Raw genomic sequence first — 26727 nt, forward strand, 5'->3', positions numbered from 1 at the left:
GGTGACATATGGGGCAATCAAAAATTCAGAAATTGTATCCCTTAACACCTTTGCAGGAGGGAATGCTTTACCATGCTGAGCTTGATTCGGATTCCTTAGCGTATGTGATTCAGTTGAATTTGCACCTAACAGGACAGCTTGATGCTGTCCTGTTAGAAAAGAGCTTGCAGCATATCATGGATACTCATGATGTGCTTCGTACAGCGTTCGTCTATCAAGACCTGTCCCGGCCGCGTCAGATCGTCTTGACAACACGCAAAGCTGATTTTTGGATAGAAGATCTCATACATCTGACGTCAGAGGAACAGCAACGTCATATTCGTACGTATATGGAAAACGATAAAAAAAGAGGGTTTCATTTGGAAAGAGATGTCCTGATCCGCCTAGCCGTCTTTTTCCTAGCAGATCAATCCTATCAGCTAATCTGGTCCAATCATCATATTGTACTGGATGGGTGGAGTCAGGGACTCTTGATCCAAAGGTTATTTGCCAGCTACGAAGCACTCCGATTCGGGCAACCTTTACCTTCCTTTTCTCAGCGAGATTTTGGAGACTATGTGAAATGGTTAAAGCAACAAGATCAGACGGAGGCAGTAACGTTTTGGAAAAATCGAGTTTCTAGTTTTGAACATCCCAGCACCTTATTAGAACAAAAGCTTGCCCCAGCTGCAACTGCTGTTTATAAGCATGCCGAATATACGTCAGAATGGGAGGAGACTCTGACAGAAGCGTTACTGCTCGTTGCGGATCGCTATCAGGTAACGCCTTCAACACTGCTTCATACAATGTGGGGCATTCAGCTCGGCAGATATAATAATCATGATGATGTTGCATTTGGAACGGTAGTTTCGGGACGCCCCTCTACAATTCCCGGCATCGCGAGCATGGTGGGCTTGTTTATCAACACGATTCCTGTACGGATTCAGATGCATGAGAAACAAACCTTTGCACAATTGCTTCAGTGGGTACACAAGCAAGCGCTGGAAGCGAAGGAATATGAATATCTCCCCCTGTACGAGATACAAAAGCTGACGGCAGCACAGAAGGGGCTAGTGCAGCATCTAATTGCGTATGAAAATTATCCATTTGATCAAAAGCTAGAGAGTGAGGAATGGGGAGGAAGACTAGGATTTACAGCAAAAGTAATAAACGCTTATGAACAAACAAATTTTGACTTCACGCTTTCTGTGTTTCCAGGAAAGAGCTGGACGTTAAAAGCGATGTATAATGCTCATAAGTTTGATCAGCTTGACATCCAGCATATGCTTGAACATGTAAAGCAAATTGCCAAATGTATCGTGAAACAGCCAGAAATACTCTTAGAGGACATTGATTTGTTAACACCGAACGAAACACATACTCTTCTGGAAGAGTTTACCAATACCACTGTTAATTACCCAGATCGGACACTGCATGCTCTTTTTGAAGAACAGGTCGAAAGAACCCCTCATCAGGTGGCACTGATCATGGGGAAACATAAATATACGTATAATCAACTGAACCAAGCAGCCAATCAGCTTGCGCGTTTATTGCGAGATAAAGGAGTAAGAAACGATACGATAGTAGGAATCATGAGCAGGCGGGGCTGTTTACAGGTAATCGCAATTCTAGCAACATTAAAGGCGGGTGGTGCCTACCTGCCTATCGATCCTGCCCTACCCGATCAACGAATCCAGTTCATGTTAAAGGATTGCGAAGCCAAGGTTCTGCTGGCACAGGCTGAATTTCTACAATCTATCGCTTTTACAGGTAAAAGGGTTGACATTGAGGATCAAAGGATCGCTGAGTATGACAATGCTAACTTGCTCTTGCCAGAACAACCGGGAAGCTTAGCCTATGTCATATATACATCAGGAACAGCAGGTCAGCCTAAAGGTGTTTTAATCGAGCATCACAGTATAGCGGACCGGTTGCAATGGAGAAGAGAGGAATATGGTTTTACGCAGGAAGACGTTGCTTTACAAGTGCTTGCTTACTCGTTCGATGCTTTCGTCACTAGTTTGTTCACCCCGCTGTTATCTGGATCTGCAAACGTGCTTGTTTCCGAGGACGATTATCAGAATCCCCTTGCCATTTGCCGACTAATCGAGGCGAACCAAGTAACCTATCTATTTAGTGTTCCTGGACTCTTCTCTACCATTATCGAGGCAATCACGAGTACACAGGCAAGCTCTCTGCGAATGGTTACGCTTGGGGGAGAAAAGGTATTTCCTGCTCTCCTGAAGCGGACTCAGGAGAAAAACGCCGCTATTGAATTAATCAATGAGTATGGTCCAACGGAAAATAGCGTAAACACCACTATCCTGCGTCGGATGAGTCCCGATGAGATTACGATTGGCCGACCAGTTGCCAATACCAAAGTATACATTATAGGGAAACAAGGGCAGCTCCAGCCGATTGGGGCGATTGGAGAATTGTGCATTGTAGGTAAAGGCCTGGCAAAAGGCTACGTAAATCGACCGGAGGAGATGCAAGCACGTTTCATAACCACTCCCTTTACGAAAGGCGCTGTTATGTATAAAACAGGAGACCTGGTGAGATGGCTAGCAAATGGCACAATAGAATTCAAGGATCGGATGGACGATCAAGTAAAAATCCGCGGTTATCGTGTAGAACTAGGAGAAATTGAGCAGGCTATTTATTCGTGCGAAGGGGTAAAAGAAGCGGTTGTATCGGTCTGGACGGACAGCTCCATGCAGAATGTGCTATGTGCATATCTTCTGGTGAAGGACAGCTTTTCTTTATCACACGTTAAAGCATCTTTGCAGCAAAAAATCGCCCCTTATATGCTTCCCCACACCTATACAATAATGGATCAATTCCCTCTAACGGCTAGTGGTAAAGTGGATCGCAAAGCGCTACCAAAACCAACCTTTCAGCCGGAGCAAATTCAGACTACCCCCCAACAAAATGAGTCTATGACGGAAATGGAAATCGCAATTGCTGAGATTTGGAAGGAAGTCCTGCAAGTTAAACACGCGGGCTTAGATGATTCTTTTCATGAGTTAGGCGGGCATTCATTAAAGGCCATGATGCTCACGTCCAGCATTCATCAAAAGCTGGGAAAAGAAGTTCCCATCAGACAGCTGTTTGAAAATCCAACTGTTCGACTTTTAGCCGCTTACGTAACAAAGCAAAATCAGGATATTCAGAATCAGCCCATCAAGGGTAACTACGCACCTATTTTGCCTACCCCGGAAATGTTAAACTATCCAGTCTCATCCGCACAACGGCGTATGTACATTGTTAGTCAAATGGAGCATGAGTCTGTAGCCTATAACATCCCCACTGCTCTTTTGCTAGAAGGTAATGTAGACACCAATCACCTTATCTCTGTAATACAACAGTTGGTTGATCGACACGAAACCCTGCGAACCTCTTTTCACATGGTGGAGGGTGAACTCGTTCAACGCATTCATTCTAAGGCGGAGGCAACTGTAGATGTTATAGAGGAAATGGAGGATTCGATTGACGAGCTGCTCTGGAAGCTGTTACTCCCTTTTGATTTGGAAAGAGCCCCGCTGTTTCGCGCTACAATTATTCGCTTATCAGCGCAACAGCATCTCCTGTTTATCGATATACATCATCTTGTTACAGATGGCATCTCGATGGAGCTTTTTGTTAACGACCTCATCCAATTATACCGAGGCATAGAGGTGCCAAAGCCCCTTCTTCACTACAAGGATGTGGCTGTATGGCAAAAGCAACAGGAATATCAGGAAAGCATGGAGGCCTCCAAGGAATATTGGCTGGGGCAGTTTGCTCATGACATCCCAGTCCTTCATTTACCGACTGATTATCCCCGACCAGCTCTGCAAAGCTTCGCGGGAGACCGCTGTGTCTTTACGCTAGATAGCGCGTACAGCAAACGCTTAGACAAGTGGTGCAGTGATAATCACTGTACGCTATTTATGGTTTTGCTCGCTACATTTCAAATTTTTCTCGCTAAATTAACCAGGCAGGAAGATATCGTAGTAGGTACGCCCATAGCGGGTAGGACGCATTCTGACATGGAAAAAATCCCGGGATTGTTTGTAAATACGCTGGCTCTGCAAAATCAGCCTAGAGGAGAGCTTACTTTTTTGCAATATATGAAGGAGGTAAAAGCGTCCAGTCTACAGGCGTTTTCACATCAGAATTTTCCGTTTGAGGAGTTGGTGGAGAAGCTTCCGTTAGAGCGTGACACGAGTAGATCTCCTTTATTTCAGGTCATGTTAAATGTCCAGGACAACAAGCTGTCTAAGCTTCAACTTGAGGGACTTACGATTACCCCTTATCCACTTCGAAACCCTACCGCCAAATTCGATATGACGCTGACAGCAGTAAAAGGAGAAGAAGGACTTCAATTTTATTGGGAATACTGCACTGATCTGTATTCACCTAAGACCATTCAGTGCTACACCAAGCTTTTTTTACGGCTGTTAAAAAGCGCTGTGGATAATCCGGAGCTTCCCATAAATGAACTATGCTTGATATCTCCAGATGATCATAACGAAATGACTTATGACAAAAATATGGATGAAAATATGACATTCCGGACTGATCCACTGCACATTCAATTTGAAGATCAGGCAAGACAGACTCCACATGCTCCAGCCCTTTTTTGTGAAAGTAAAATGGTTACCTATCAAGAGTTAAATGAGCAGGCCAACCGGGTTGCCCTAGAGCTGAGGAATAGGGGTGTGGAACGAAATGAAATCATAGGACTTCTTCTGGATCGATCGATTGAAATGATTGTAGGGATTCTTGCAGTGTTGAAATCAGGAGGGGCATATCTGCCTCTAGATCCAAAATGGCCGGCCGATCGCCTGGGCTATATGATTCAAGATAGTCGAGCCTGCGTTATGTTGACCAAGGAGAAATACGTTGCTCAGCTTCCAGATAGCAACCACGGGAAAATATTGGATATAAAGAAGCTGATTCGACTGGCAAAAGGAACGAAAAATCCTGAACGAATCAATCAAATAGAAGACTTAGCCTACCTCATTTATACGTCTGGTACAACAGGAAAACCAAAAGGAGTCATGATTGAGCACCGACAGGTTTGCCACTTGGTCGCAGGTCTGCGCAAGCATATTTATGCCAAGCATCCACAAAGGCTTAAAGTAGCTATGGTAGCACCCTTTCATTTTGATGCCTCTGTTCAACAGATTTTTGCTGCGCTCTTGCAAGGCCATACACTCTATGTAGTACCACAGGAGAGTAGTGCCGATCCGTTTGAGCTGGTGAGATTTTATCAAGAGAATGCCATTGAGATAACCGATGGAACACCTGCCCATTTACAAATGCTTGCCCAGGTAGACAATGTAAATACGCTGTCGCTGCGCCATTTGATTATTGGTGGAGAAGCCCTGTCCTATTCGGCCGTCAGGGAATGGTACCGTCGCTTTACTTACCAAGAGCAGGTTCCTCTTCTTACCAACGTATACGGGCCTACAGAGTGTTGTGTAGATGTTTCGTACCATCATGTTCAACGAGAGACTGCTGCTAATGAGAAAAGAGTTTATGTACCGATTGGAAGAGCATTAGGGGAAAATAAGCTTCTTGTTGTGGATGAGCGAGGTCGTGTGCAACCAGTCGGCATTCCTGGGGAATTGTGCATTTCAGGACCTAGCGTAGGTCGTGGATATTGGGCTAGCCCGGAGATGACAGCTGAAAGGTTTGTTGCAAACCCGAAAGAAACCAAACAGATTCGGTATCGGACAGGTGACCTAGCAAGAGTGTTGCCTGATGGCGAAATTGAATTCTTAGGGCGCATGGATCGCCAAGTAAAATGTCGTGGCTTTCGGATTGAGCTAGGGGAAATGGAAGCAGTAATCTACAAGTATCCGGAAATAAAGTCAACAATAGCTGTTGCCTATCCAGACCATGGAGTCGTAGAGGACATATGTGTTTATTTCACAGCAGATCAGACCATTTCTGTTGATAAATTGCGTGAATTCCTCCAAACAGAGTTACCTAGTTATATGATTCCGAGCTTTTTTGTACAAATCCCATTCATTCCGCTGACAAGCAATGGCAAAGTGAACCGTAAAGCATTGCCCACTCCGCAGAGTAAAGCTGATCCGAGGGAATATGTCGCGCCGCAAACAAAATGGGAGAAGCTATTGGCAGGGATGTGGCAGGAGATTCTAGGCGTAGCTAGAGTAGGGAGACGGGATCATTTCTTTACATTAGGTGGTCACTCCTTGCGAGCAATGACATTTATTAGTTCTTTGCAAAAAGAAACCAAGCGAACATTGCCGCTTCGTGTGTTATTTGAGCGTCCTGTTCTACAAGATTTGGCAAGGTATATTGAGCAACAGGAGAAAAACCAGATAAATACCTACCTCCCTATCGAGGTTGCAGATGACCAAGAGTATTATCCGCTGTCATCAGCGCAAAAACGAATGTATATCTTGCAGCAACTGGATTTACAGAACATGAGCTACCACCTTCCGCAAGCTCTCATGCTTCATGGGGACTTTGATCATCGACGCCTTGAGCAAGCGTTTCAGATGTTGATAGATAGGCATATGATTCTGCGTACCGCTTTTGTTGAACAGCAGGGAATTCCGGCTCAGGTCATCTACAAACAGGTTCATTTTCAATTGCCGCTTACACAAGGCAGCAAAGAGAGTGTGGAGGAGCACATAAGACAATTTATGCGTCCCATGCATTTTCAGGAAGCTCCTTTATTGCGGGCAAAAGTAATTCGTTTGCAGAAGGATCATCATCTGCTCTTACTAGATATGCACCATATTATTACCGATGGAGTGTCTACGACTTTGATCGTGAAGGAGCTTGCGCGATTTTATGCAGGCGTGGATGCAGAGCTGCCACGCTTACAGTACAAGGATTATGCTGTATGGCAGGCAGATTCTCTCCGCCAAGAATGGATGAAACGCCAGGAACGCTATTGGCTGCAACAGCTTGGGAAGGCTCCGCATGTTTTAGAATTGCCCGCAGATGATAAACGTCCTTTCGTGCAAAGCTTTTCGGGTGATCTTTTGCTCTTCCAGACGACCAAGGAAATCACGAGGGGGATTCGTCAAGTAACCGGGGATACGCAAACAACGCTGTTTATGTTTCTGCTGGCCTGCTTCTACGTTCTTCTTCACAAGCTCACCCGACAGGAAGATATGCTGGTTGGCACAGCCGTAGCAGGTAGAACACATGGCGAGACGAAGGATATGCTAGGCATGTTTGTCAACACAGTCGTACTACGATCACGGCCAACGTCTGAAAAAACGTTTGCTCAATTTCTACAGGAAATTAAGGAAACAAGCCTGGCAGCTTTTGAAAATCAAGACTATCCCTTTGAGGAATTGATTGGTAAATTGCATCTGGAACGGGATATGAGTCACAGCCCGCTTGTGAATGTAATGATGACGCTAGCTAATATGGAGTTACCTGCGTTGAATTTAGACGGCCTTACAATTACTCCTTATACATTAGAGCACCGAACAACAAAATTTGATCTGACTCTCGCTGCAGCTGAGCAGCCGGAGTGTCTCATGCTGCAATTTGAATATAGTACCGTCTTATTTAAACGTGAGACCATAAAACGATGGAGCAGGTATTTGCTGACGATTATTCAACAGGTTGTCCATCATCCAGATGTTACGATCGGAGAGATTGATCTAATCGGAGAAGAGGAACGAAAGAGGCTTCTTGAGGATTGGAATCAAACTGCTGCCGATCTACCGTCAAACAAAACCGTCAAGGAAATGTTTGAAGAGCAGGTTTTGCTGACACCCGATGGAATCGCTGTGAGGTATGAAGCATCTGAATGGACATATCGCCAATTAAATACTCAGGCAAACCGGTTAGCGCACGTGCTGATTCAAAAGGGGATAAGACCGAATCAGCGGGTAGGAATTATGGTTAAACCATCGCTACAAATGGCACAGGGTGTTCTAGCAATTGTAAAAACGGGTGCGGCCTTTCTCCCGCTTGACCCCAAATATCCCTCTGAACGTATTTCTTACATGCTAGAGGACAGTGAAGCTTCCTGCCTATTAATTCAAGCAGGATTACGAGTGCCGGAACACTATCACGGCGAAGTAATTTGGATTGAAGACTGTGTAAGAGATTGTCCAGAAGAACCATTTGATGCAGCAAATCCAAAAGGAAAAGCTTCTGTAAATGACTTGGCTTATGTTATTTATACGTCTGGGACGACTGGAATGTCGAAAGGAGTAATGATCGAACAGCATTCGCTAGTCAATCTTTGCTACTGGCATAATCATACTTTCAACGTAACACAGCAGGATCGATCTGCTAAATTCTCTGGTTTCAGCTTTGATGCTTCTGTATGGGAAATGTTCCCCTATTGGTTAGCTGGGGCAACGGTTTGCATGGTAAAAGAGGAAATACGAAATGATCTCATGCTGCTTCATAAATTTTTTGAGCAGGAAAAGATCACGATCAGCTTTTTGCCGACTCAGGTATGTGAACAATTCATCGAACTGCCGGCTCATTCTCTGTCCCTGCGAATTTTGTTAACAGGAGGAGAAAAGCTAAAACGTGCTTTGTCCACTCCTTATACAGTAGTAAACAATTATGGTCCGACGGAGGCCACAGTTGTAGCAACGTCCACTGTGATCGACACAAATGCAGATCCAATCGCAATCGGGAAACCTGTATATAACACAAGGGTTTATATACTAGACGAAATGAATCAATTAGCTCCGATTGGAGTGACGGGAGAGCTGTGCATTGCTGGCAAAGGGATAGCTCGTGGCTATATAAATCGGCAAGAGGAAACAGCCGAACGTTTTGTTACCGATCCATTTTATCCTAACGAACGAATGTATCGAACAGGTGATCGAGCAAAATGGACAGAAAATGGACTGATCGATTATGCAGGACGAATAGATCAGCAAGTAAAGATTCGCGGGCATCGAATCGAGCTAGCCGAGATTGAGAGCCAGCTTCTTGAGCATCCAATGGTCAAGTCAGCAGCCGTTTTAGATAGAATGGATGCAAAGGGTGCAGTGTCCCTGTGTGCCTATATTGTCCCGGCAGATAGAATGGAGCCTATGAAACTGCGAGCAGATCTCCTTCGTGTATTACCGGAATTTATGATTCCAACGTACTGGCAAGAAATCAGCCAGATTCCGCTCAATCACAATGGAAAGATAGACCGCTCCTCATTGCCAGCTATCAACTTATTGACACAAACAGAACGATATCAGGCCCCACGCGATGAGAAGGAGCGTCTTCTTGTAGAGGTTTGGCAAGAGGTCTTAGGCGTCGAACGAATCGGCATCACCGATCATTTCTTTTGGCTGGGGGGAGATTCCATCAAAGCCATCAAGATGTCCAGTCGTTTATATAAACAAGGCTGGAAGCTTGAGATGAAGGAGCTGTTTCGTTCTCCCACTATTGAACAAGTAGCTTCACATCTGCAATGGATAAAGGGGGCACAAGCAAATCAAGGGCCAGTAGAAGGGGAAGCAGTGCTGACACCGATTCAACGGTGGTTTTTTGAACAACAATTCACCAATCAGCATCATTGGAACCAATCTATGATGATTCACTCGTCTCATGGTCTTCATAAAAAAATCGTTCACCAAAGCTTTCAGCACCTAGTACGTCACCACGATGCCCTTCGCATGGTGTATGACATCTCGTCTGAATTAATTCGTCCCTATAATGCTGGAACAAACCGCGAGGCGTTTCAAATAGTCGAGGTTGATGTTCGCCATCATCAGCATCCAGCCCAAGCCATTGAAGAACATGCCGATAAGATGCAGGAGAGTTTACAGCTACAGTCCGGCCCCCTAGTAAAACTGGCACTTTATCATGCATCGGATGGGGATCATTTGCTGATCATTATTCATCACTTGGTAATAGATGGGGTGTCATGGAGGATTTTATTAGAGGATTTTGCTCAAACATATGCTCAGATTGAACAGGGACAGGTGCCTTTACTAACGGAAAAAACAAATTCTTTTCTGGAATGGTCGCAAAAGCTAAAAGAATATGCCAATACAGAAGACTTTCTTCAGCAGCTCCCTTATTGGTCGCACGTAGAGAGCTTGGAGCTTACGCCATTGCCAAGGGATCGCGTGATACAAAAAAGAAGGCAAAAAGAGCTTGTTAGCTACTCATTTGAGCTGTCAGCAGAAGACACGATTAAGCTAACAACGAAGGTACATCAAGCTTATCTGACGGAAATCAACGATATTTTACTAACTGCGCTGGCGCTAAGCCTTCGATTTTGGACGAAGAGCTCCCAAGTGGGAGTGTTGCTGGAAGGGCACGGACGAGAGGAGATTTTGCCGAATCTGAGCATCTCCCGCACTGTAGGCTGGTTTACCACTCAATATCCTGTTGTCTTTCAGATGGATGAGGAGGATATCTCAGCTTCGATTAGGTCTGTTAAAGAGCAGCTGCGTACAATCCCTAATAAAGGCATTGGGTATGGAATGCTCCGATACTTGACGAAAAAAGAGCTTCGTAAGGGGCTTACATTTTCGCTAGCACCACAGATAGCTTTTAACTACTTAGGACAATTTGATAATGAAAACAGCCCCTCGTCGATTCAGACATCTCCTTATTCGATGGGTAATCAGATATCACCTGATTCTATGTCTCCCTATGCTCTTATGATCAGTGGACTAATTCGCAAGGGTCAGCTTATTATGACATGCTCCTATCATCCCTACGAGTTCACAGAAGACACGATCATGTATTGGATGAATCGGTTCCATAGTGACTTGCGTGCCGTCATTGAGCATTGCGTTTCTCAGAAAGAGACAATTCGAACTCCAAGTGATTTTAGTGCGAGCGATCTGGAGATGGAGGAAGTGGAAAACATTTTTTCACTCTTAGAAGATAAGCTGTGATCAAGTGATGGAAGAGCGGACTGGAATTAATCGGAAGGCGAGGTGAAATATAATATGGGTACATTTCAGCAGGATCAGGTGCAGGATATTTATTATTTGTCACCTATGCAGGAGGGAATGCTGTTTCATACATTGCTTCATCCGGAGCAAAGCTACTATGTGGAGCAGATGAGCATTCCCATTAAAGGCCCTTTTCAGGTTGATTTGCTGGAACAAAGCGTTCAAAGGTTATGTAATCGTCATGATATCTTTCGCACGGTGTTTATTCATGAAAAAGTAAAACGTCCCGTGCAGGTAGTCTTAAGAGAGCGTGATTTTTCGATCCGTAAGAAGGATATCTCCCATCTGGCAAGGGAAGAGCAGGAACGCATAATCAAAGCCTACAAACAGCAAGACAGAGAAACAGGCTTTGATTTGTCAAAAGACGTGTTAATGCGGATGGCGGTATTTATAACAGGCAGGGAAGAATATATCTGGATTTGGAGTTATCACCATATTTTGCTAGATGGCTGGTGCTTAGGCAAGGTCATTTCTGAGCTTTTCCACTATTATGAATCGAGTCGCTTGGTACAACCGATTTCTCTGACTGCTGTTAAACCATACAAGGAATATATTAAGTGGCTGCAGACCCAAGACAAAAAGCCCTCGTTGGCCTATTGGAAAGCCTATCTGGACGAATTTGAGGGACAGATCACCTTTAAAGAACAGAGAAGGAGAGGCAATAGAGCAGAAAATTCTGCCGAAGAATATATATCAGGTGAGGTAACGTTCGTGTTGGGCGAGGAGGATACATTTGCCTTACATGAGTTAGCCAGTCAGCATTCCTTTACGATAAACACGGCTATTCAAGCGGCTTGGGCGATTTTGCTCAGCCGCTATCATCTCAAAAATGATGTCATCTTTGGCACCATTGTTTCAGGGCGTCCTGTCGAGCTGGAAGGCGTGGAAGCTATGATCGGACCTTTCATTAACGTTGTTCCGACTCGCGTTCGATTTAATCAGGAGAGCTCGTTTTTAGAATTGGTCACAGCATTACAAGAGCAGGTACTCCAAGCTGAGAGGCACCAATATATTCCTTTCTATGAAATTAAAGGAAGTCAGGCGGACAAGGCAGAGTTAATTGATCACCTTATTGTTTTTGAAAATTATCCTTTTGAGAGCGTTGAGGATGAAAATGGGCAACGATTAGGGTTCCAAATTGGAAGGATAAGTGTATTTGAGCGTACAAACTATGATCTGAACATCCTAGTCATGCCAGGGAAAAAACTGACGTTTCAAATCTCGTACAATCAGCAGATATATCCTACAGATTTTATTCAACGTATCAAGGATCAATGGCTGATGGTAGTAAAACAAGCGGCGCGTCAGCCTAAACGATCGGTAGCGGAGATGAGCCTTGTAACAGAAATAGAGCAGCAAAAAGAGATTGCTAGAGAACAGGAGATGAGCAATAACACAACTTGGCTTAGCGGGAAGCTTCCTGTTGAACAGTTTGGTAAACAGGTTCAGAAGCATCCAAATAAGATCGCTTTAATTACAGAAGAGCAACGTTTTACCTATAGAGAATTAAACAACAGAGCTAATCAGCTAGCTCTTGCGTTAAACAAAAAAGGGATAGGACCAGGCAGTATTGTGGGGCTGCTATTTCAACGGGGCTGGGAGCTGGTTGTCAGCATTTGGGCGACAGTCAAACAAGGAGCGGCTTATCTCCCAATCGATCCAGATTATCCCTTGTCTCGCATGAGATATATGGTTGAAGATGCACAAGCGTCTCTGCTGCTAACAGACAAAAAGCAATATTCAAAAGGTCTTGAGCTTCTCCATGAGGAAGCAGTGTTCGTTGCTGAGGAAGGATTATTCCAGCCGACCAGTTGCAGTTATACGGGTGTCGAGGCTGATCCTGACCACATTGCCTATATCGTGTATACCTCAGGAACAACAGGACTGCCTAAAGGGGTAGGTATCAGTCAGAGAAATATGGCAGCATTTTGTGAAGAACTCAAGGATTTTGGCATAACTTCGCAGGACACTCTCCTTTCTTTGTCTCCTTATACGTTTGATGGCTTTATAATTGATTTGTTTGGGGCGATGCTACATGGCGCGAAGCTCTTTCTTCCAAGCAAAGAAACCATTTTACAATTGGAACGTCTGGGACAAATCATTGTAGAAGAAAAAGTATCTGTCATGTTTGTGACGACTGCTCTTTTCAACTTGCTAATAGATGAGGAAAGAGACTTTTTACAAGGGATAAGATTACTTTTGTTTGGCGGTGAACGCGCATCGCTTAAACATGCTCGTAAAGCAATAGCGAAGCTGCCGTATACCAGGCTGTTTCATGTATACGGACCAACGGAGGGAACGGTTTGCGCCACCTCTTATGAAATAAATCAATTATCTGATGAAATGATAAATCTGCCTATTGGCAAACCGCTATCGTATACGTCCTCTTATGTATTAGGGCCCGGTAATTGTTTGCAACCGCTCGGTGCTCCGGGAGAATTATGCTTGGGCGGACTGGGGCTTGCATCCGGTTATTTGAATCGTCCGGAGCTGACAGCCGAAAAATTTATCCCGCATCCTTTTATCTCTGGAGCCAGATTATATCGGACAGGTGATATTGTCAGATTACTCCCTGATGGGAACCTTGAATTTTTGGAACGAAGCGACCATCAGGTCAAAATCCGCGGGCATCGGATTGAGCTGGGGGAAATTGAGTCATGTATATTGACACTTGAGAAAGTAAAGGAAGCGGTAGTGCGTGCTATTACAAACGACCAAGGTCATGTGATAGTAACAGCCTATGTTGTCAAACAACACGGAATGGCTTTGCAAGAGGGGGAAATACGCTCTTTTTTAGAGCAAGTGATGCCAGATTACATGCTTCCGCAGTTCTATTTCATGATGGAGCAGTTGCCCCTTAATCAGAACGGCAAAATCAACGATTCATTACTGCCGACACCAACTGCGCAGTCCACTTACTCAACAAAAGAAGCAGGGGTTCCTCGGAATACAGATGAGGCCCGAATGGCATCGCTTTGGGCAAATGTACTCGGAGTGACTTCCATCGGCATTTATGATAATTTTTTTGAGCGCGGCGGTCATTCCCTTAAGGTGATGCTACTGTGCTCGCAAATCCAGAAGGAATACGGGGTTAGCATTCCGATCCGTCAGGTTTTTGAGAATCCAAACGTAGCGGCAACCACCTTATATGTACAAAGTCAAAAGCAACAGCATGCTTATGAGCCGTTGCTTTCATTAAACCAAAGGGACTATTACGAAACCTCTTCACCACAAAAGAGAATGTATATCGTAAGCCAATATAAAAGCGTGGGAAAAAGCTATCATATTCCGGTTATGTATTGGCTGGAAGGGAACCTGAACGTGGAGGCACTCCGGCAAGCCTTCCAACAGCTCATAGATAGACATGAGCCTCTGCGCACTAGCTTTGCTGTAGTGCAAGGTGAGATTGTGCAGCGGGTAGAGGAGAACGTCTCTTTTCCTTTACTGTTCGAACAGATTGACGAGCATAAGCTGGACCTTGCTTTTCAATATTTTGAAAAACCGCTTGATTTACACCAGTCTCCTTTAATGCGAGCAGGATTGTTTCAAACGAAGCCAGAGCATTATTTGTTCATCTTAGAGCTGCATCACATTATTGCAGATGGTATCTCCGTGGCTATTCTTCTACAAGAGCTGTTTGCCCTTTATCAGGGGGAGGAGCTTGCACCGCTTTCTATTCAATATAAAGAATATGCCGATTGGAGTATGCGATTTAGGGATTCAGCATTATTTTTGCAACAGGAGCAATTTTGGTTATCCCTTTTAAAAGAGCCATTGCCAACTCTGGCGCTTCCTATGGATTTTCCCCGACCCGCTATTCAGCAATTTCAGGGGAAACAGGTTAGCACGTGGATTGACGAGGAGCTGACCGCATTGATCCATAAGAGGGCGGCTGAAAATGGGGTAACTCTGCACATGTTTTTATATGCTGTCTATAACCTGCTTCTTTATAAGTACACGGGACAGCATGATTTCATTGTAGGGGTCCCGATTGCAGGCAGAGCGCATCCTGACGTACCATCAATGGTCGGAATGTTTGTAAATACGTTGGCTATTCGCTGTGTGGTTCATCCACATGATGATTTCCGCACGTTTTTAACACAAGTAAGAGATCGATTCCTTGATGCTTATGATCACCAGGATTATCCCTTGGAAATGCTGATTGAAAAGCTAGGCTTAGCGCGTGACCTCGGACGAAATCCGTTATTTGATACACTATTTGGCATGCAAAATTCAAATGATTGGCAAGTAGCACAGCTTCGAGAACTGAGGATAGTGCCCTTCGAAGCAAAGCTGCAAGTAGCGCAATTTGATTTAGCGTTAAAGGCAGAAGAAAGACAAAAACGACTTCTCATTCAATGGGAATATGCAGTTCATTTATTTAAGACACAAACCATTACAATGCTCTCTCAGGATTATCTCACCTTATTGCAAGACATGTTGGCAAATCTGGATCAGCCACTTCAGAATGTAATCATAAAAAACCAGCCGTCTCAGCTTGCAAACATGCTGACCGATACAATTGAGTTTCATTTTTAGAGGGAGGGAGTCTGAGATGAGGGCTCGTATAACCCATGATGCGAGATTTGTCCATTGGAAAAGGGAATGGGATTTCTGGCGAGAGAAGAGCACAGAAGATGTAGCTTTATCTGCATTTCCAACTGATGGTCTTTCCTTAGGCAGGGGGAGCAACAGAACGGCATATTTTCAAAAAACATTTACGCATGAAATGAGTAACCGATTATGCAGGCTTAGCGGAGGCTCTGATTATACCCTTTTTACAGTGCTGTTAGCCGCTGTTAAAGCCCTGCTTGCTGTATATACGGCACAGCCAACCGTTGTTGTGGGAATGCCTGTTTTTCGGCAGAATGATCCAAAAAATGATTTCATTAACTGTCTTGTATTAGTGACGGCGACAAGAGATGATGACCTAACTTGCAAACAATGGTTACAGCAGGTCAAAGGGAGTCTGCTTGAAGCTAATGATCATCAAAATATCCCGTTTCAGGCGATTGCCGAGCTATTTTCATTCAACAAAGCACCGGATAGTACCCCCATTTGCCCAACTGTTGTACGCCTTGATTCCATTCAAGAAAAGGATTACACAAAGCTAGTAGCAACTGGACTTCAATTTCATTTTCTCCGACAGCCAGATCAAATCACCCTTGAATTAGAATATCAAGTCGAATGTTATAGCTTGTTACTGATTAAGCAGATTGCAGGTCACTTAGAGATCATGATCAGCAAGATGCTAAGTCAGCCGGACGACAAGCTGAGCGAATTCAGCCTACTGACTCAGGCAGAGGAAAACACCTTGCTTCATAGGGATACGAAATGTGATTTTCCACGAGATAAAACCATCCATCAATTGTTTGAAAATCAGGTAACTCTTCACCCCGAGCGGATTGCTGTTTGGCATCAGGGGAAAAGCATCTCTTACAAGGAGCTGAACCAAAAAGCCAATCAGCTCGCTCGAAGGCTACAGCATATAGGTATTGCTCCTGAGGATCGCGTCGCTCTGCTTTTGGATAGATCGCCGCTCATGGTCATCGCTATCCTTGCTGTTTTGAAAGCGGGAGGAGCTTATGTGCCAATCGATCCGCATTATCCCGAGTCACGGATTTCGTATATGGTAGCAGATAGTGGAGCTACTCTTTTACTTACAACCGGAGAATGTATAACGGATCAGCTATTTGATTGTACGGTTCTAGATGTAGAAGCTCCCGAAATATATCGTGGGAATAACGAAAATATTTTGTGCACCAACACCTCGCATCGGCTTGCCTATATCATTTATACGTCTGGAACTACCGGAAAGCCTAAAGGTGTCATGATTGAGCATCGTCAGGTTGTCCAGCTAATACGACATACCCCGTCTTGCTTTGATTTTAATGAACGAGATGTTTGGTCCATGTTTCATTCCTATTGCTTTGACTTTTCGGTATGGGAAATGTATGGGGCGTTGCTCTATGGCGGTGAATTAGTTTTGGTACCAACAGAGGTTGTACAAAACCCTGCAAAGTTTGCCAAACTATTGATTGATCGGAAGGTAACCATTTTAAATCAGACGCCAAAAGCCCTATACGCTTTGCAAGACGAAATGATCAGACTCACCAAGCTGGAGGGTCTATCACCGCAGATAAGGTATATGATTTTGGGAGGAGAGGCATTGCAACCCATGCTGCTTCGCCCTTGGCAGTCGCATTATCCATCTACCCGTCTCATCAATATGTATGGGATAACAGAAACCACTGTGCACGTTACTTATAAGGAGCTGACAGATGAGGAGCTGATAACAAATCGAAGCAATATTGGAGTCCCGTTGCCTACATTGAGTTGTTATCTGTTCGATTCTAAGAAACGGCTGGTCCCTATGGGAGTAACGGGAGAATTATACATTGGGGGACATGGGGTTGGGAGAGGGTATATGAATCGGGCAGATCTGACAAGGGACAGATTCATCTTTCATCCTTACAAGACAGAAGATATATTATACCGGACAGGAGATCTAGCTCGATACCTGCCAAATGGGGAGCTTGAGTATCTGGGGCGCTCGGATCAGCAGGTGAAAATACGCGGGTATCGCTTGGAGCTTGGTGAGATTGAGACAGCAATTCTTTCTCATCCAGATGTGCGGGAAAGTCTTGTTCTAACGATCAACGACAAGCAGGGAGATCAGGCGTTATGTGCGTACGTGGTGAGAAATGGCGAGTTGGATGATCAACAGCTTCGAACATTTTTAACCAAAAAACTCCCAGCTTATATGCTTCCTTCCTACCTCGTTTTTGTCAGGGAGATTCCAATCACGTCTAATGGAAAGGCAGACCGTAGTTCTTTACCTTCACCTCAAGAGGTAATTAGGGAAGCTGGCTACATCGCTCCGCGGAATCATACGGAGGAAAAGGTAGCGAAAATTTGGCAAGATGTACTCGGCATAGCGAAAGTGGGGGTAGCCGATCATTTCTTTACAAACGGCGGAAATTCATTAAATGCTTTGAAACTGATCGGACATATTTCTCAGGAATGGGGGATGGAGGTTCCTCTAGCGCTGTTGTTTGAATCGCCTACTGTTGAAGCGATCGCTAGATATTTGGATCATCAGGCAAATCCTTCAGACCAACAGCAGTTGCATGCATATCCTGAAATGATCACCTTTCATGCTGCCAAGGAGCAATCCATCTTTCTGTTTCCTCCCGTGCTAGGCTACGGAATCATGTACAACCGGTTCGCTTCCCAGTTCAATCATTTTCGGGTTCATGCCTTTGATTTTATGGAAAGTGAAAACAGAATTAGTCGCTATGTAGAAATGATTGAGCAAATGGCACCGACAGATACCCTTGTTTTAGGGGGATTTTCTGCAGGTGGGAATTTGGCGTTCGAGGTAGTCAAAGCTTTGGAGGAGCAAGGCAGAAGTGTTTCGCTACTGCTCCTCATTGATTCGTACCGTAAGCTGATCGAACTGAACCAGCCCTCCGAGGAACGAGAGAAAACCGTCCAATCTATCCTTGAAGCGAATCATGAGATGGTGACAGCTTACCTTGATATACACAGGGTACGCGATGGGCTTGTAAACAAAACAAAAGCTTACCACCAGTATTACGAGCAATTGATTAATAAGGGGAAAATAGCGGCTCCGATCTGTTTGTTAAAATCAGAGAGTATAACTACGCTGCCAGCAGGAGTGGATGCTTGGAACGAAGCCACCACCACCTCCTATACAGAACAACAGGGGATCGGTCAGCACGAGGAAATGCTACAGGTTTTTGCAAAGCAAAATGCCCAATTACTGCAGATTGCTATTGCAAAGGCTTTAACATCATGAGGGACATGATCGATGTAATCTAACGAGGAAAAGCTAACCGACCGCGGGGGATCTGTACAGCCTGCAGTCGGTTTTTTCATAATTCTATATGCTAACGGGCCGAATGCACGCTTGGATAGTGTGGTGCTTGCCAGTACCGCTGGTAAGGGCCAAAGGTTCATGACTTGCATTCCTGTGTTTGCATCGGTCCTTTACGCTGATGAAGCATCCCTTTATCTATTGATGCTGGTAACTGCTATTGTGACTGAAGGCAAAAGCTGTTAATAAACTGATGAACCAATAAATTCACCTCGTGATAAGCTTTAGTGGGGAGCTGATGCTTATAACGGGGAATGGAACGAATTTTTGCCATCGGTAATTGAGAAGCCATTTCCTGTGCAAAGCAGGTAAAATGACCATCCTTTTCACCCGTTAATAAAAGAATGGGGAGCTTGATCTCATGGAGGCGATCCAGCACATCGTAGCAAGCAGCATACTGATAATAGTCGGCAATCCCTATTGGGTTTCCTTTTATGGCATCGCGATAATTTCGTATAAACGTAAAGAAATTATTGGCATTGCTTGAGCCAGTCACCATTGCTAATGTGTGTAGAGCACCCCGTCGAGCCAGCTTTTCAGCAATCGTAATTAATCGATGAAGATAGGGACTTCTACAGTGGGCCATTCCGCTTAATAATATGGCACCTCTGATGTGCTGAGGTCTTTTTAACATCATTTCTAATGCGATAGAGCCACCGGTAGAATAGCCTAACAGGACGGCTTGTTCAATACAGAGATGCTCTAATAATAGATGTAAGTCAGAAGCGATTCCTTCATAGGTAAAGGGATGGGCTGAAATACTGCTTCTGCCGTGTCCTCTCAAATCCACTGAAATTACCTTATAACGGTCTTGCAGCTCTCTTTGCTGATAATAAAAAATGCTGCCTGTAAGCAGAGGGGGATGTATACACAAAATCGGAAGCCCTTCTCCTTTTATCTCGTAATGAATGGTTGCGCCATTTGCAATAAAGTAAGGCATATGATACCTCCGTTTTACATGTTTAATTACTAATCTGCGCAAGCCAATCTTGTTTCAAACATCAGGGGGGACTAATGAAGGTTGCTAGAACATGGGTTTGCTTGTATAGTCTTGATAGATGACGCAAAGGTACGGGTGACATATGGAAGAAAATAAAATTAGTAAGATGGTCGAAGCAGCTAAAATGTATTATCAGTTGGATTTAAGTCAACAAGAGATTGCTAAGCAGCTAGGTGTATCAAGACCGACTGTGTCGAGACTGCTGCAGCAAGCCAAGGCAGAAGGCATTGTGCGCATTGAAATTATGGACCCAGAGGAAAATCTTCAGCGCATTGAGCTGGAACTGGCACAGAAATATAATTTAAAAGCGGTTATGATTGTACCAGTAGCGACTAATGACGAGACGCTCATTAAAGAAATGCTTGGGAAACGAACAGCACAGTATCTTCATGAGGTTGTCACAGATCATGATATCATCGCAGTTACGTGGGGCACGACTATGTACCGAGTAGCCATGGAATTGCAGCCAAAAGCCATTCAGGGAGCACAGGTGGTGCAATTAAAGGGTGGTGTGAGCCATTCGCAAACAAATACCTATGCTTCAGAGGTATTACATTTGTTTGGACAAGCCTATCACACTACACCGCATTATCTGCCTCTGCCCGCAATCGTCGACTCAGCGCTGGTAAAAGAAACGTTGGAGACAGATCGTTACATACAACGACAGCTGGAACTAGCACGAAAGGCTAACATTGCTATCTTTACTGTAGGTGGCGTAATGTCTGATGCATTATTGTTTCGATTAGGCTATTTTAGTGAACATGATTTAGCTTTGTTAGCCGAGCGGGCGGTTGGCGACATTTGCTCACGGTTCTACGATCAGGAGGGTAACATTGTAAATGAAGAGCTAACGAATAGGACTGTTGGTATCCCGATAGAGGAGCTCAAGAGTAAAGAACGGTCCATTTTAGTAGCTGGAGGGTCAACCAAGCTAGAGGCAATTAGAGGGGCGATTCGCGGTGGTTATAATAATGTTTTGGTTACTGATCATTATACTGCCAAGGAATTATTAAAATAATAAAAACGGAACAAAACAACTCAAATGACCTTCAGATTGCAAGAAAAAGAGGCAAGCTTCCGCCAATGGAGCAGGCCTCTTTTTGATTTTCAAAAATTCCTGCTTGTAATCTTCACAAAATGCCTTAAAATAGGTGCTTACCCTTTTTAAAGACAGCAACCCGTTGCTACCTTCTGAATCGGGCTCCATTTGTATATGATACGAATTGGACAAATGTTCAAACGAGATTTGACATTTTTTCATAAGGCTGGTAAGGTGAAGATGGAGATACTGAAGTAGGTAATCTCACGGTAGTAGCTGTCAACATACATAATGAAACAGCAGGTGATCAATATGAGAATGGTCGATTTAATTGAAAAGAAACGCGATGGGAAAGAACTGACCAAAGAAGAGATTATCTTTATCGTTGAGGGTTTTACGGATGGATCTATTCCGGATTATCAAATGTCTGCTTTAGCTATGGCGATTTACTTTCAGGGGATGACCCCGGAAGAAACAGCATATCTGACGATGGCCATGGTTGAATCAGGTGATCAGATTGATTTGTCCGCTATAGAAGGTGTAAAGGTAGACAAACACAGCACAGGCGGGGTTGGTGACACTACAACGCTGGTTCTTGCTCCGCTAGTTGCGGCAGTAGGTGTTCCTGTAGCAAAAATGTCTGGTCGTGGTCTAGGACATACAGGCGGTACCATAGACAAGCTGGAAGCAGTAGCAGGCTTTCATGTCGAGATTGATAATGAAGAATTTAACCGTTTAGTTAACACAAATAAAGTGGCCGTAGTTGGACAAAGCGGTAATCTTACCCCCGCTGATAAAAAACTATATGGCTTGCGTGATGTCACAGGATCAGTAAGCTCAATTCCATTAATTGCAAGCTCGATTATGAGTAAAAAGATTGCTTCCGGTGCTGATGCCATTGTTTTGGATGTAAAAACAGGCGCCGGAGCCTTTATGAAAACGCTAGATGATGCAAAAGAACTAGCTAGCACCATGGTTAAAATCGGTAACCAAGTAGGGCGTAAGACTATGGCGGTTATTTCTGACATGAGTCAGCCGCTTGGTTTTGCAATCGGAAATGCTTTAGAAGTTAAGGAAGCAATTGACACGTTAAAAGGTGAAGGCCCAGAAGATCTGCGTGAACTCTGCTTAGTCTTAGGCTCTCAAATGGTTTATTTAGCAGGTGAAGCTGCAAGTCTGGAAGAAGCACGGACCAAGCTGGAAGAAGTGATCGCAAACGGCAAAGCGCTCGAAACCTTTAAAACCTTCCTGGCCGCGCAAGGCGGAGATGCTAGCGTTGTCGATCAACCAGAGCGTTTGCCGACAGCTCAATTTACAATAGAGGTTCCAGCCAAGGAAGATGGTTATGTAGCCGAGATTATTGCCGATGATATTGGTACAGCGGCAATGATTTTAGGAGCAGGACGTGCTACGAAAGAATCTGAAATCGACTTGGCTGTTGGTCTGATCCTGCATAAAAAAGTTGGGGATCAGGTGAAGCAAGGGGAGTCGCTTGTAACGATCCACAGTAATACGCAGGACGTTGATCAGGTGATTGAACGTATCTATCAATCATATGGATTCTCCAAGGACCCAGTGGGAGCATTGCCGTTGGTTTATTGTGAGATTAAAGAATAGATAACTGGTAACAGTTACGAAAGAGGGATATACATGTCCAAAGAAAGCGTAGCAAAATATATTGATCACACAGCACTTAAGCCAGATACAACTAGAGACATGATTGTAAGGCTTTGTGAAGAAGCAAAAGAATACCGATTTGCTTCCGTATGTGTGAACCCTACTTGGGTAAGCTTATGCACGGAGCTTTTGAAGGAAGCTCCGGAGGTCAAAGTGTGCACGGTTATCGGGTTTCCTTTAGGGGCCAACACTCCTGAGCTGAAAGCCTATGAAACAACCAACGCTATTGAAAACGGTGCTACTGAAGTAGATATGGTAATAAACGTAGGTGCATTAAAAGATAAAAATGATCAGCTTGTTGAACAAGACATCCGTGCAGTGGTAGAAGCAGCAAAAGGAAGAGCACTGGTCAAGGTTATTATTGAAACGTGCTTGCTCACTGAAGAAGAAAAAGTACGTGCTTGCGAATTAGCCATGAGAGCTGGAGCCGATTTTGTGAAGACATCGACAGGCTTTTCAACAGGAGGTGCCACTGTAGAAGATATTGCTTTAATGCGAAAAACAGTAGGTCCCGAGTTAGGTGTAAAAGCCTCTGGCGGTATTCGCAGCTATGCAGATGTTGAAAAAATGCTTCAAGCTGGCGCCTGCCGGATTGGTGCAAGTGCGGGTGTGTCCATTGTAAAAGGCGAGGTATCGAACTCACAATACTAGGGCAAGGCATATAGGGATTCATAAAAAAAGCGCTTCTCTTCCAGAAGTTATTTCTGCAAGGAGAAGCGCTTTTTGTCATGTAAAAAACACTAGCTGTCTTATTGTGCTGTTGTAGGGGGAGCCGAAGTATCAGGTATCATTGATATCTTGTGGAGGATTACGCCTGCCGCTAAACTGCACGAAAAGAATGCTTAATAAAGCGAGGCCAACATAAGTGATCGTGCTGTAAAGCAAGGGGTACAGAAAGGAGAAGAAGATGCCAAAGAAGGATATTATCCCTACAAAGGTTACTAGGGTAAGAACAAGTGGCAGCTCGCTCACCTGCGTCTCTTGAAGTAACGGGTCAGTTAGACTCCGCAGGAGAATGCTTGCCAGTATAATGACATGTCCGAGACTTATAGGCAGATAAGCATACACACTATACGGCAATTGAGCCATCAAAATTTCCACAATGGGTTTGAGATGGGTATGAACATCATGCCAATGCGATAAAATTTGCAAATGAATAAACAATCCAATAACACCAAACAATAAGCTGCTTAATCCGATGCCAAATCGCAACGAGGGGAGTGACCTTGTTTCGCGGACCAAAGGAAGAAGCACAGCCAAGCTAAAAAATAGATGCAGGCCAGTAAATAATAATCCATTCCAAAGCCACTTTAGGTTTAGCTGATAAGATAGACTGGGTAATGGAATATGAGTTTGAGTGCGATATAAAAACAAGACAATGACGACAGCTCCCAAAATGAACCCTGCGGCTATTTTAGCCAAGGAGGAGTTGGAGAGCCTAGCGCCAATAAAGACAAGCACCAGGAAAACAAGTAAACCAAGCAGTGATGATAGGGAGGTTGTCTGCTCCAAAAAGAGTGCTTGATCGGCTAACATGATCCCGCTGTATAAAATGATGATGAGAGCTGTAAAGAAACCAAATACATGAGTGAGCTGTGGCCCGATAAGGTGGGCTAAAAACTGAGACAGGGAGAATAGCTGATTTCGATAGGCTAGGTGAAGAGATTCATACAGAATCCAAGTCATCGCTACAATAGCCAACATTAAACCAATGGAACCCCAGGTGCCATAGTAAGTAAAAAACCGCAACCATTCATAACCGCTGAGAAATCCCGCCCCAAGCATTGAGGATGTAAGTAAGGACGTGACACGAAAGGTTTTTTTTATCATTGATCATCTTCCTTCTTGTTGGAAAAATGTTGAAGAAGACAAGGAGTTATATCCTGATATCAGTCTATGAGGGAAGCCTGTTCATTCAGAACAACAGCTTGATTTTTATACTTATTAAATAAATTTGTTTACTCAAATAATGAGATTCGTTATCATAGAAATAAAACGAAAAGCAATAAATGGAATACTTTTATAGAGGGAAGGATGTTTCATAATGAAAATTGTAGGAATAGCGGGCTCGATGAATGCTGAATCCAGCACAAAAAAGGTAATGAAAATTGTTTTGGATTCGGCAAAGATGGAAGGAGCAGAAGTTGAATTAATTCATTTAGCTGAGTGGCCTCTGCCTCTATATGATGCCAGAAGCGACGTTAGTACGTATCCAGAGATTGTTCATCAATTTGTGAAGAAAATAGCAGAAGCCGATGCACTTGTGGTTGGTTCCCCGGAATATCATGGAACCATTACAGGTGCTTTGAAAAACTCTTTTGATTTTTTGGAAGGACGATTTTTATACGGAAAACCAGTCGCAATTATCGGAGTAGCAGGCGGAAGTATGGGAGCAACTAATACGGTTAACACACTGCAGCTTATTTTGCGTAATTTGCATGCTTATCCATTACCAGGTTCTCCGAGTGTTTCTAATTCCTATAAAGCGTTTAAAGAGGACAACACCTTGCAGGACGAACGTCTTCAAGAACGCTTTGTGAATTTGGGGAAAGAACTGGTTTGGATGACCAAAAAATTAAAATAGGACAATTATTTTAGCAAATGCCGGAAAATCTTTCAACTTTCCCTTGAAACAAAAGCAAAGAAAGCGGTATGATAGAGTCATATGTCTTTGGGCGATACTGGCTGAAACGAGGGATGAGAGTGCCAACTCCAAGTATGGAAGATTATCTGGAAAGAATATATAGTTTAATTGATACCAAGGGATATGCTCGTGTGTCTGATATTGCAGAAGCGTTAGAGGTGCATCCGTCCTCTGTTACAAAAATGGTACAGAAACTAGATAAAGACAATTACTTAGTCTATGAAAAATATCGCGGGCTGGTCTTAACGGCTAAAGGAAAAAAAGTAGGCAAACGTTTGGTGCGGCGACATGCATTACTGGAAGATTTCTTGACGCTGATCGGTGTCGATCAGGATTTAATTTACAAGGACGTTGAGGGAATTGAACACCATTTGAGCTGGGAATCCATTGCTAGCATAGAGTATTTGGTTCAATTTTTAAAAGAGGATCCTTCGCGTGTTGCTGAACTCATGCGTATTCGGGAAGAAGACGAACAAAAAGAGGACACGGAAACAAAACCAGATCCCATGTAGCACAAAAGGCAAGCCAGATAAGCTTGCTTTTTTGTGTTTGATCCCTAATTTTCAGGAGTAGGATAACTATCCTGCCGCATAAACTATTTGTGGATTCATCCTTGTAGGAACGGAGGGAGAAGATGCGAGTAGATGCGGTCTTTGAAGGGGGAGGCATGAAGGGGATAGCTTTGATTGGGGCGATTACGGCGATGGAACAGCATGGATACCAGTGGGAGAGCGTTGCTGGCACGTCAGCAGGTTCCATTGTCGCCGCTCTGTTGGCTGCCGGATATCGCCATCAAGAGCTTCGTGAGATATTCGAAACATTAAATTATTTGCAATTTTTAAAAAGAAAGGGCTTGTCGAGAATTCCTTATCTTGGCTCATGCTATAACCTGATCGTCCAAAAGGGCTTGTACCCCAGTGATGAAATTGAACGTTTTGTCAGTCAATTGTTACGTAAAAAAGGAATCCGTACCTTTGGTGATTTGCCGAAAGAAAAACTGCGTATCATCGCTTCTGACATCAGTGCTGGCACCATGCTAACTCTGCCAGATGACCTGCCTGATTTTGAAATTAAGCCAGAAACCTTCCCGATCGCAAAAGCAGTCCGAATGAGCTGTGCAATCCCCTATTTCTTCCAACCTTATTTTTTATATAAAAATAAGACCCCCCATATCATAGTAGATGGTGGTCTATTGAGTAATTTTCCCGTTTGGCTTTTTGATTCTAAGGAAAGCCCCTTATGGCCGACCTTTGGCTTTCGTTTAAATGATGAGTCTGTTCCGGTTCGTCCCCAAACAGTGAAAAGCTTATACGGTTTATCAAAGGCGTTGCTGATGACTATGATGGACGCCCATGATCGGTTTCATGTAAAGAAAGCAGAAGCTGTTCGCACGGTTTTCATTCCTACCAAGGGCTATAGCTCAATTGATTTCCATTTAACCGCCGCCCAACGACAAGAGTTATTTGATTCAGGGAAAAAGGCAGCGGAGGACTTCTTAAACAAGTGGGATTTTAATAAATATATAACTGCTTATCGGAGTGAAAAAAATAACAGCTTTCTGGTTTGAAAGCT

General features: G+C 44.0%; 11 protein-coding genes. 9 read left to right on the plus strand and 2 right to left on the minus strand.

Translation table 11 applies throughout. The features are described 5' to 3' along the window. Positions 1-8 precede the first annotated feature (8 nt). The 3 genes from QZ995_RS08105 to QZ995_RS08115 are packed head-to-tail and all read left to right on the plus strand — an operon-like array spanning position 9 to position 18717. Positions 9-10835, plus strand: coding sequence for a non-ribosomal peptide synthetase (locus tag QZ995_RS08105; protein ID WP_301805306.1), 10827 nt, complete (start codon positions 9-11; stop codon positions 10833-10835). A gap of 54 nt (positions 10836-10889) precedes the next feature. Continuing rightward, positions 10890-15434 carry a non-ribosomal peptide synthetase gene (locus QZ995_RS08110; RefSeq protein WP_301805308.1) on the plus strand — a complete coding sequence of 1515 codons (4545 nt, stop codon included), beginning with the start codon at positions 10890-10892 and terminating at the stop codon, positions 15432-15434. A gap of 16 nt (positions 15435-15450) precedes the next feature. Further along, positions 15451-18717 carry a non-ribosomal peptide synthetase gene (locus QZ995_RS08115; RefSeq protein WP_301805311.1) on the plus strand — a complete coding sequence of 1089 codons (3267 nt, stop codon included), beginning with the start codon at positions 15451-15453 and terminating at the stop codon, positions 18715-18717. Positions 18718-18952: 235 nt separating this feature from the next. On the opposite strand, the gene QZ995_RS08120 is transcribed toward QZ995_RS08115, so the two are convergent. After that, positions 18953-19735: an alpha/beta fold hydrolase gene (locus QZ995_RS08120; protein ID WP_301805314.1), complete on the minus strand. Its 783-nt coding sequence runs from the start codon at positions 19733-19735 to the stop codon at positions 18953-18955. A 142-nt stretch (positions 19736-19877) separates the two neighbouring features. Between QZ995_RS08120 and QZ995_RS08125 the strand changes: the two genes are divergently transcribed. The 3 genes from QZ995_RS08125 to deoC all read left to right on the plus strand — a co-directional run bounded on the left by QZ995_RS08125 (position 19878) and on the right by deoC (position 23162). Continuing rightward, positions 19878-20813 carry a sugar-binding transcriptional regulator gene (locus tag QZ995_RS08125; protein ID WP_301805317.1) on the plus strand — a complete coding sequence of 312 codons (936 nt, stop codon included), beginning with the start codon at positions 19878-19880 and terminating at the stop codon, positions 20811-20813. Positions 20814-21146: 333 nt separating this feature from the next. After that, positions 21147-22451 carry a pyrimidine-nucleoside phosphorylase gene (locus tag QZ995_RS08130; protein ID WP_301805319.1) on the plus strand — a complete coding sequence of 435 codons (1305 nt, stop codon included), beginning with the start codon at positions 21147-21149 and terminating at the stop codon, positions 22449-22451. 33 nt (positions 22452-22484) lie between these two features. Beyond that, the gene (gene deoC, locus QZ995_RS08135) at positions 22485-23162 is read left to right on the plus strand and encodes a deoxyribose-phosphate aldolase (protein WP_301805322.1); all 678 of its coding nucleotides are present in this window, start codon (positions 22485-22487) and stop codon (positions 23160-23162) included. 129 nt (positions 23163-23291) lie between these two features. Here deoC and QZ995_RS08140 read toward each other — a convergent pair whose 3' ends face one another. Next, entirely contained in the window at positions 23292-24341 is a 1050-nt protein-coding gene (locus tag QZ995_RS08140) for a hypothetical protein (RefSeq protein WP_301805323.1), read from the minus strand. A gap of 214 nt (positions 24342-24555) precedes the next feature. On the opposite strand from QZ995_RS08140, the gene QZ995_RS08145 reads away from it, so the two are divergent. From QZ995_RS08145 to QZ995_RS08155, 3 genes are all read left to right on the plus strand, one after another. Beyond that, a complete protein-coding gene (locus QZ995_RS08145; protein ID WP_301805326.1) occupies positions 24556-25095 on the plus strand; it encodes an NADPH-dependent FMN reductase in 540 nt (179 codons plus the stop codon). Positions 25096-25214: 119 nt separating this feature from the next. Then, a complete protein-coding gene (gene mntR / locus QZ995_RS08150; RefSeq protein WP_301805328.1) occupies positions 25215-25667 on the plus strand; it encodes a transcriptional regulator MntR in 453 nt (150 codons plus the stop codon). A 122-nt stretch (positions 25668-25789) separates the two neighbouring features. Next, a complete protein-coding gene (locus tag QZ995_RS08155) occupies positions 25790-26722 on the plus strand; it encodes a patatin-like phospholipase family protein (protein ID WP_301805331.1) in 933 nt (310 codons plus the stop codon). Positions 26723-26727 lie beyond the last annotated feature (5 nt).

Source organism: Brevibacillus laterosporus, from assembly GCF_030489605.1.
Lineage (GTDB): Bacteria > Bacillota > Bacilli > Brevibacillales > Brevibacillaceae > Brevibacillus_B > Brevibacillus_B laterosporus_E.